This is a genomic window from Furfurilactobacillus milii (genome assembly GCF_009863985.1).
GTDB classification, from domain to species: domain Bacteria; phylum Bacillota; class Bacilli; order Lactobacillales; family Lactobacillaceae; genus Furfurilactobacillus; species Furfurilactobacillus milii_A.
This window is the reverse complement of record NZ_WEZT01000002.1, coordinates 127,717-134,917: the sequence shown is the minus strand read 5'-3', so window position 1 is coordinate 134,917 and position 7,201 is coordinate 127,717. Positions and strand designations below refer to the sequence as shown.

The following is a 7,201-nucleotide window of genomic DNA, read 5'->3' as shown; positions in this document are numbered from 1 at the left end:
ATTAACCAGCGACCGCTTAAAATACTCGACTGGCAAACACCGTATCAGGTTATGCTGACAAATTTGTCCAAAAATTCGGATTAAATTTGCAATCTACCTAACAGCCAAAAATTACCCAGATTCGTCAAAACTGAAATCAATTCGCCATTTTCTTCAGCAATTTTTATTTGATAAAAGCAGTCTACAGAAACAAACGGACGCATTGCCTCAGCAAACTGAATCCCCTGGGCCAGTCGATGCTGAATGTCTGCGATTGTTTGATGCATTTTGGGCAGCATCACTCGTGCAAAATTTAATCCTTCACGCAATGAAAACCCTGCGGTTAATACGTCAGCCATTAGACTGAATAATTGTGCAGTCTGTGGTCCTGACAGTTGCCGTAATGCTCCACGATTGCCCCAACTAGCCAGCCTGATATCTTTGAGCCACCTCAGGGGCCACCGAACCGTCGTCAACTGCTACTCTGAGCGCATCATGCCACCTCCTTGTCATTTGTGTTTTCTTTTGTTGACCATTGAAAAATGGGCTGGCTTCACTAAATAATTCTTCACGTGTTAACCAGTCGTATATTGTCACCGGCTGTTGCCGCCCCGGTAACAATCGTTGATAACATACTCCTGCAATTGCCTGTTCTAAGTCGTTTTTGGCAATGCCCAACTGTGTTAACCGGCCAACGACGCCAAGTGCACTTTGAGCGTGGACTGTCGATAACACTAAATGGCCACTCAAAGCCGCCTTGATTGCTACCCGTGCCGTTTGCTCATCCCGAATTTCACCAATAATAAAAACATCTGGTCGATGTCGTAGCGCTAACTTCAAAAGTGCATCATAGGTCATGCCAGCAAGTTCGTTCACTTGTAATTGCAAAAAATCGGGCTCTTCGATTTCTACCGGGTCCTCAATTGACAGCACTACTGAGTCCGTTTGCCGTTCATGTGCTAATTGATAGATTGTGGTTGTTTTTCCAGAGCCCATCGGACCACTAAGGACAACTAGTCCGGCCGAATTTGTGAGTCCACGAATTGCTGGCCACTGTTTATTTTGCCGAACTGCATGACTCACCTCCGCCAAAGCATAAATAATTCGGATCACCATCGACTCACGGTCTTGAAAATCCCCGACCGTCGAAAGTCTCAGGTGAACTTGCACCTTATCAACTCGAACGTGTAGTGCTCCCAGTTGTGGGCGCCTGCGTTCACTAATTGACATATTCGCCTCATACTTAACGTATGCAATAAGTTGTTCTGCTTGCTCACAACTCAACTCCCCCATTTTTTCAATTCCGGTGACCGTATGGCAGACAATCTCGTAACCCTGAAACTTTGGAAAAAAATACACATCACTTGCATGTTTAGCAATTGCCTGAGTCAGTGTATGCCTCAATTTTTCTGCTGGTTGCATCTCATCACTCCTTTCATACCCTTTACATACGCAAAAAGTGACCCCGTTGTTTGCCGCTGTCAAAAAAAGGACAAAAAAAGACATGATTCAAAAAGAATCATGTCTTAGCTTGCACTATTTAATTCAAGTTTTGAAAGCGCCTATTCAGCAAGATCCTCGTCCGCAACTTCAGCTGCTTCATAGACATCTGAAACGTCGTCATTGTCACTCAATTCATCAATCAAATTGACGTATTGTTTAGCCTTGTCACTTGGAACCTTGGTTACATTTTCCGGAATCATTGTAATTTCGGCAGTATCCAAATCAAAGCCCTTTTCTTGTAGGGCATCACGAACTGCGGCCAATTGTGTTGGATCCGTGTAAATTTCAAATGCATCATCAGTCGTATTCATGTCGTCAGCACCGGCATCCAGTGCGTCCATTAACATGGTATCCTCATCAGCATCCAAACCGTCACGTAGGATTACAATGTACCCACGGCGGTTAAACATGAATGCCACAGAGCCTGAGGCCCCTAATGCACCACCATGATGAGTGAAGGCAGAACGAATTGCCGAAGCAGTTCGGTTTTTATTATCTGTCAAAGCAGCAACCATGATGGCAGTACCACCAGGGCCGTAACCTTCGTAAGTGATTTCTTCAAACTTTTGACCACCAGCGCCAGTCGCTTTGTCCAAGGCACGTTTAACAACGTCTTTAGGCATGTTAGCAGCACGTGCTTTTTCCATGACTAACCGTAGTTGTGCGTTTCCGTCAGGGTCGGCACCACCAGTTTTTGCGGCTTGGTATAAGTCACGTGATATTTTTTGGAAAATTTTTCCACGCTTGGAATCCTGGGCGTTTTTACGGCCCTGAATATTATGCCATTTTGAATGTCCTGACATGTTCAGCACTCCTTTGATAGTTAGTATGATTTTTGAGCAAAAATAACCTTATATACTATACCACTGGGCCGCGGTCGGTTCAATCGTTTAGCCAGATAATCACCGGTCTCGGGCTGATACTTATTTTTATCTGCTGAAATACGGTTCCTCAATCGTCACTGTAGCGGCATCTAAGTCAATACTAGCTAAAGCCCCATATGGTAACACTGTACGTGGATAGGCGTGACCAAAGTTCATATTGAACAAAATGGGTGTTTGATACTCAGCAGTAGCGGCAATAATTAGTTTTTGATAATCTTCAAAATACGCTTCGTCTTGTGGTTTACCAACCAAAATTCCCTTTACTGCCTTTAAAATGCCAACTTGGTCAAGCTTCAAACGCATTTTTTCATAAAGGGACGGCTTGGGCTTTTCCTCACTTGTCTCGATGGTAGATTGCAAATTTAATCCGAATTTTTGGACAAATTTGTCAGCATAACCTGATACGGTGTTTGCCAGTCGAGTATTTTAAGCGGTCGCTGGTTAAAAGATCAGCTCCTAAAAGATGGGTTTGTGGTAAACACCATTTTAAAGGAAGCTGATCTTTTTTGTCCGAACAGCGTTCGGATTAATTTTACAATCTACCCGATAAATAAAATTTTGTTCTGCCAATCAGTAGCCTGCGGGATAATTTGATATTTTGCGGCCACTAATGAGTCACCGACATACCGCGTTTCGGTCAATAAATCATAAAAACTATCCAAACAGCCACCCAAAAGTCGACCCCGAATGACGCCGTGTCCCCTAAGGACTATGTAACCGCGTTTTTCCACATGTTCTGTCAAAGAAATGCCAACTGAGGTAGCCGAAAAATCCTGACGACTGTCATACCAGCGATCACTGCTATTTATCTTCGAAATGACTGGATTTTTAAAAACACGTTCAAATTCATGTTTGGTATATGGCAACATTTCCGGGCCTAATTCGGCAAAATCCGCCAGAAAACTCGGTCCATAAAATGTTGCTAATCCCATTTCATAAAACATTAAATGATTGATTGTCGTATCGGAAAATCCTAAAAAGACTTTGGGATGTGTCCTCACTTGCCGAATAAACGCTTCATCTTCACAGAGGAAAGGTAATAATCGATATGTGTCATCCCCGCCAATGGCAGACATAATTCCCTGAATTGAGTCATCAAAAAACGCCTGTTTAAGATCTGCCGCCCGTTCCTCAGGATGGTTACGAAGAAACTGAGTCCCCTTTAACGTATGTCTCATGTACACGGGTTCTAGACCAAGTTCGCGCAATCTGCGTTCTCCTAAGACTAATTCATGATGGAAATCTGCCTCGCCGAGTCCGCCACCAGATAAACTGACGACAGCGATATGATCACCACGTTTTAATCGAGCCGGTTTAATCATTTGGCCCACCACCTTGTTTTAGAATAGCATCATTATGAACCTTTGCTGAATCGATTAACATGAGTTTCACAAGTTTTCATAAGCCACATAATATAGACAAATGACGTACAATGTAATGAAAGAAGGGAAGCCCATCATGAAACAACCACCAATTGCGAAATTATATGAAGCCTATTCGGCCATTGCAGATCAACGTGTCCAACAACTTGATGAAACCCACTGGCAAATAACATCTAGTGATAACGCTCAGCATTACACGGTTATTAGCAGTGATGATGCACAAACGTTCAGTAGTAACGACAATGCCACATATTGGCAAGGTTACGCAGGTTACCCTATTCTAGCCGTTTGGCTTACTTTGGGTATATTACCAATCAATCAGCAAGTTTTACCTGCCTTTGAGAAAATTAACTGGCACGCTCGTAATGAAGCAGTTCATAATCATTACGAGCAGGCGATTAACCAATTTCTCAGTGAGCAGACTGATGACATGGCTAAAACAATTCAGCAATCACTAGCTGATCAAATGTCCCAATTGGCTACCTTTGACTTCACAATTAAACGAAATCGATCGCCTAAAAAACAAAAATAGAGCTTGCGCAAAAAAGCGCGAGCTCTATTTTTATACCATTACTTAGTTGATTGACGCTTCTTCAAACCATAAGGTAGAACAACCGTCTTATCGCCAATTTCTTCATTGTTCATCAATTTAGTTAACAAGCGCATGGATACAGCACCGATATCATAAAGCGGTTGCGTAATCGAGCTCATCGTTGGGCGAGAGATCTCTGTAAAGCGCGTATCGTTGCTTGTGATGATTTCAAAATCTTCAGGCACGTTAACGCCCGCGTCGGTCAGACCGTTTAATACTCCTGCAGCTAATTCATCGTCACCAACGAATGCAGCAGTTGCCTTAACATCTTGCAATGCCTTAGCCAATGCATACCCTGCCTTATACGAATAATCTGTTTGGAAAACCAAGCCTTCATCATAGCCAATTCGTTTGCTACTCAAAGCCTGCTTATAACCCTTCAAACGGTAATCCTTGTTGATACTTTCATCCATTGATCCCGTTACAAACGCAATGCGTCTGTTACCACGACTAACCAGCTTTGCAACAGCGTCAGTTACTGCAGCAACATAGTCAATATTGACGGATGGTGACTGGTGTTCAGGATCAACTGATCCAGCAAATACGATTGGTGCATTTGCCCGGTTAAAGGCATCACGCAAATCTTTGCTTACTTGGTTACCCATGAAAATAATCCCATCCACCTGCTTAGCGGTCAAGTTATCCACAACTTGTAATTCTTTATCATGGTTTTCATCGGAGGAAGCCAAAATAATGTTGTACTTGTACATCAAAGCAACGTCATCAATTCCTCGTGCTAATTCAGAAAAGTACGAATTTGTTAAATCTGGGATGATAACCCCGATCGTTGTTGTCTTTTTAGAAGCCAAACCACGTGCAACCGCATTTGGACGATAATCAAGCTGATCAATCACATCCAAAACTTTCTGCCGTGTAGCTGGTTTAACATTGGGATTGCCATTAACAACCCGTGAAACCGTAGCCATTGAAACTGCTGCTTCACGGGCAACATCATAAATCGTGACTGTTTGTTTATCCATTGTTATACCCTTTCATTACTAATTTAATTTGTTTTCATCGGTTTTCATAACCTGTTAAATATAACAGAGCATTAAAATGAAAGCAATCATGAAACCGCTTACTTTTAATATAAATCAAACCTTTGTGGTCTGCAAGTCAGAAGCCACTGGTGTGATATACTGGTTTTACATTTGATTTTACAAATTAATATGAAAAATGAGGCGAAGTTATGGCAGATTATTCACAACTCAAGCAAGTCCAGCAATGGATTGGTAAACAAGGAATGGATCTTGGCTACTTTAGCAACTTTCAAACAATTCAGTATTTAACAGGATTCGGATCAGACCCTATCGAACGGGTACTGGCCCTGTTCGTTTTTCCAGATGCTGATCCTTTCTTATTCTGTCCTGCTTTGGAAGTTGAGGCCGTCAAGGACACTGGCTGGCCATACGGTGTGTACGGTTACTTAGATCACGAAAATGCCTATGCAATGATTGCCGACCAAATTAAGGCCCGCACTTCTTCACCTGCTAAATGGGCCATTGAAATGGGTAACTTAACCATTGAGCGATTCAATAAAATGCACGAACAGTTCCCTGACGCAATGTTTGACTTGGACGCTACAGATTACATTGCTAACTTGCGCGTCATCAAAACACCACATGAGATTGAGTTGCTTAACGCTGCTGGTGCTGAAGCTGACTACGCTTTTGAAATTGGCTTTAAGGCTGTTGCTGCCGGCGTCCCTGAACAACGTGTCGCTGCTGAATTACAATACGCGTTAATGAAGCGCGGCGTGATGAACATGAGTTTTGATACCCTAATCCAAGCTGGTGCACATGCCGCTGAACCACACGGTGCAACTGGTGCCAACAAAATTGAAAATAACGAACTCATTCTGTTTGATTTAGGAACTGTTCACGAAGGCTATATCTCAGATGCCTCACGAACTGTCGCTCTTGGCAAACTGTCAGACAAACAAGCAGATATCTACAAAGTTTGTTTAGAGGCCCAGTTGGCTGCCATGGACGCCGCCAAACCAGGTATTACCGCCGCCCAGTTAGACAAGGTTGCGCGTGATATTATCAGTAAAGCTGGCTACGGAGAATACTTTATTCACCGTCTCGGTCACGGTATGGGGCAATCTGAGCATGAATTTCCAAGCATCATGGAAGGCAATGATCTGGTGCTGAAGGAAGGCATGTGCTTCTCAATTGAACCTGGAATTTACATTCCCGACGTCGCTGGTGTTCGGATTGAAGATTGTGTCCACATTACCGCCGATGGATGTGAACCATTCACTCACACTAGCAAAGACTTAACTTACGTCGGTTAATCTAGCAAGCGCATCACACTTGTTGTTAAAATTTAGGTTTCTAAAAGCCACTGATAATTCCGAAACGTTATCCGGAATTATCAGTGGCTTTTTCTCTCAACGTATTAGACTCACCGTGCCTCATTAATAAAGTCTTGGACCAGGATGCCAGGACTTGCGTCGCCATTTAAATAGATTAACAAGGTTAACGATAATAAGGACAAGTAGCACTGCCACACCAAATAGCAACAACAAACTGCCCATTAAACTGAGATTACCCGCCATAGCACGATTAACCGCCATTACAATGAGCCAGGCCAATACAACAATGCTACTAACATAATGTGTTGGATAAAACGATGGCTTCATATTAGCACCTCCGTTAATCTTTTTCTTATTATACAATTACTCATATCGCTAATACAAAACAATCAGCTCAACAAAAATGCTTCAATTCACGTTGGCGTGAACTGAAGCATTTTTGATTAAATGGTAGATTGCAAATTTAATCCGAATTTTTGGACAAATTTGTCAGCATAACCTGATACGGTGTTTGCCAGTCGAGTATTTTAAGCGGTCGCTGGTT

9 protein-coding genes are annotated in these 7,201 nt (G+C 42.7%); 2 read left to right on the top strand and 7 right to left on the bottom strand.

What is annotated here, in order from left to right; genetic code table 11:
- Positions 1-80 precede the first annotated feature (80 nt).
- The 5 genes from GB992_RS01255 to GB992_RS01235 form a co-directional block, all read right to left on the bottom strand.
- Positions 81-338, bottom strand: coding sequence for a type II secretion system F family protein (locus GB992_RS01255; protein WP_347877364.1), 258 nt, complete (start codon positions 336-338; stop codon positions 81-83).
- Between the two features lie 64 nt (positions 339-402).
- Positions 403-1,401, bottom strand: coding sequence for a competence type IV pilus ATPase ComGA (comGA, locus tag GB992_RS01250; protein WP_161000890.1), 999 nt, complete (start codon positions 1,399-1,401; stop codon positions 403-405).
- Positions 1,402-1,541: 140 nt separating this feature from the next.
- Positions 1,542-2,285 (bottom strand): YebC/PmpR family DNA-binding transcriptional regulator, encoded by a 744-nt coding sequence (locus GB992_RS01245; RefSeq protein ID WP_161000889.1) that lies wholly within the window; start codon positions 2,283-2,285, stop codon positions 1,542-1,544.
- 126 nt (positions 2,286-2,411) lie between these two features.
- Positions 2,412-2,726 carry a S66 peptidase family protein gene (locus GB992_RS01240; protein WP_238331019.1) on the bottom strand — a complete coding sequence of 105 codons (315 nt, stop codon included), beginning with the start codon at positions 2,724-2,726 and terminating at the stop codon, positions 2,412-2,414.
- Positions 2,727-2,905: 179 nt separating this feature from the next.
- Positions 2,906-3,688, bottom strand: coding sequence for a S66 family peptidase (locus GB992_RS01235; protein ID WP_161000888.1), 783 nt, complete (start codon positions 3,686-3,688; stop codon positions 2,906-2,908).
- Positions 3,689-3,824: 136 nt separating this feature from the next.
- Between GB992_RS01235 and GB992_RS01230 the strand changes: the two genes are divergently transcribed.
- Positions 3,825-4,280 carry a hypothetical protein gene (locus GB992_RS01230; protein ID WP_161000887.1) on the top strand — a complete coding sequence of 152 codons (456 nt, stop codon included), beginning with the start codon at positions 3,825-3,827 and terminating at the stop codon, positions 4,278-4,280.
- Positions 4,281-4,318: 38 nt separating this feature from the next.
- Here the strand turns inward: GB992_RS01230 and ccpA are convergent, their stop codons facing one another.
- Positions 4,319-5,320, bottom strand: coding sequence for a catabolite control protein A (gene ccpA, locus GB992_RS01225; protein WP_161000886.1), 1,002 nt, complete (start codon positions 5,318-5,320; stop codon positions 4,319-4,321).
- Positions 5,321-5,529: 209 nt separating this feature from the next.
- Between ccpA and GB992_RS01220 the strand changes: the two genes are divergently transcribed.
- A complete protein-coding gene (locus tag GB992_RS01220; RefSeq protein ID WP_161000885.1) occupies positions 5,530-6,636 on the top strand; it encodes a M24 family metallopeptidase in 1,107 nt (368 codons plus the stop codon).
- Between the two features lie 123 nt (positions 6,637-6,759).
- Here the strand turns inward: GB992_RS01220 and GB992_RS01215 are convergent, their stop codons facing one another.
- Complete coding sequence (locus GB992_RS01215; protein WP_161000884.1) at positions 6,760-6,984, bottom strand: hypothetical protein; 225 nt, start codon at positions 6,982-6,984, stop codon at positions 6,760-6,762.
- Positions 6,985-7,201: the final 217 nt, after the last annotated feature.

Coding starts and splice junctions, on each gene's coding strand:
- GB992_RS01255 (WP_347877364.1), bottom strand. CDS start 338: ATGGCTGACGTATTAACCGCAGGGTTTTCATTGCGTGAAGGATTAAAT.
- comGA (WP_161000890.1), bottom strand. CDS start 1,401: ATGCAACCAGCAGAAAAATTGAGGCATACACTGACTCAGGCAATTGCT.
- GB992_RS01245 (WP_161000889.1), bottom strand. CDS start 2,285: ATGTCAGGACATTCAAAATGGCATAATATTCAGGGCCGTAAAAACGCC.
- GB992_RS01235 (WP_161000888.1), bottom strand. CDS start 3,688: ATGATTAAACCGGCTCGATTAAAACGTGGTGATCATATCGCTGTCGTC.
- GB992_RS01230 (WP_161000887.1), top strand. CDS start 3,825: ATGAAACAACCACCAATTGCGAAATTATATGAAGCCTATTCGGCCATT.
- ccpA (WP_161000886.1), bottom strand. CDS start 5,320: ATGGATAAACAAACAGTCACGATTTATGATGTTGCCCGTGAAGCAGCA.
- GB992_RS01220 (WP_161000885.1), top strand. CDS start 5,530: ATGGCAGATTATTCACAACTCAAGCAAGTCCAGCAATGGATTGGTAAA.
- GB992_RS01215 (WP_161000884.1), bottom strand. CDS start 6,984: ATGAAGCCATCGTTTTATCCAACACATTATGTTAGTAGCATTGTTGTA.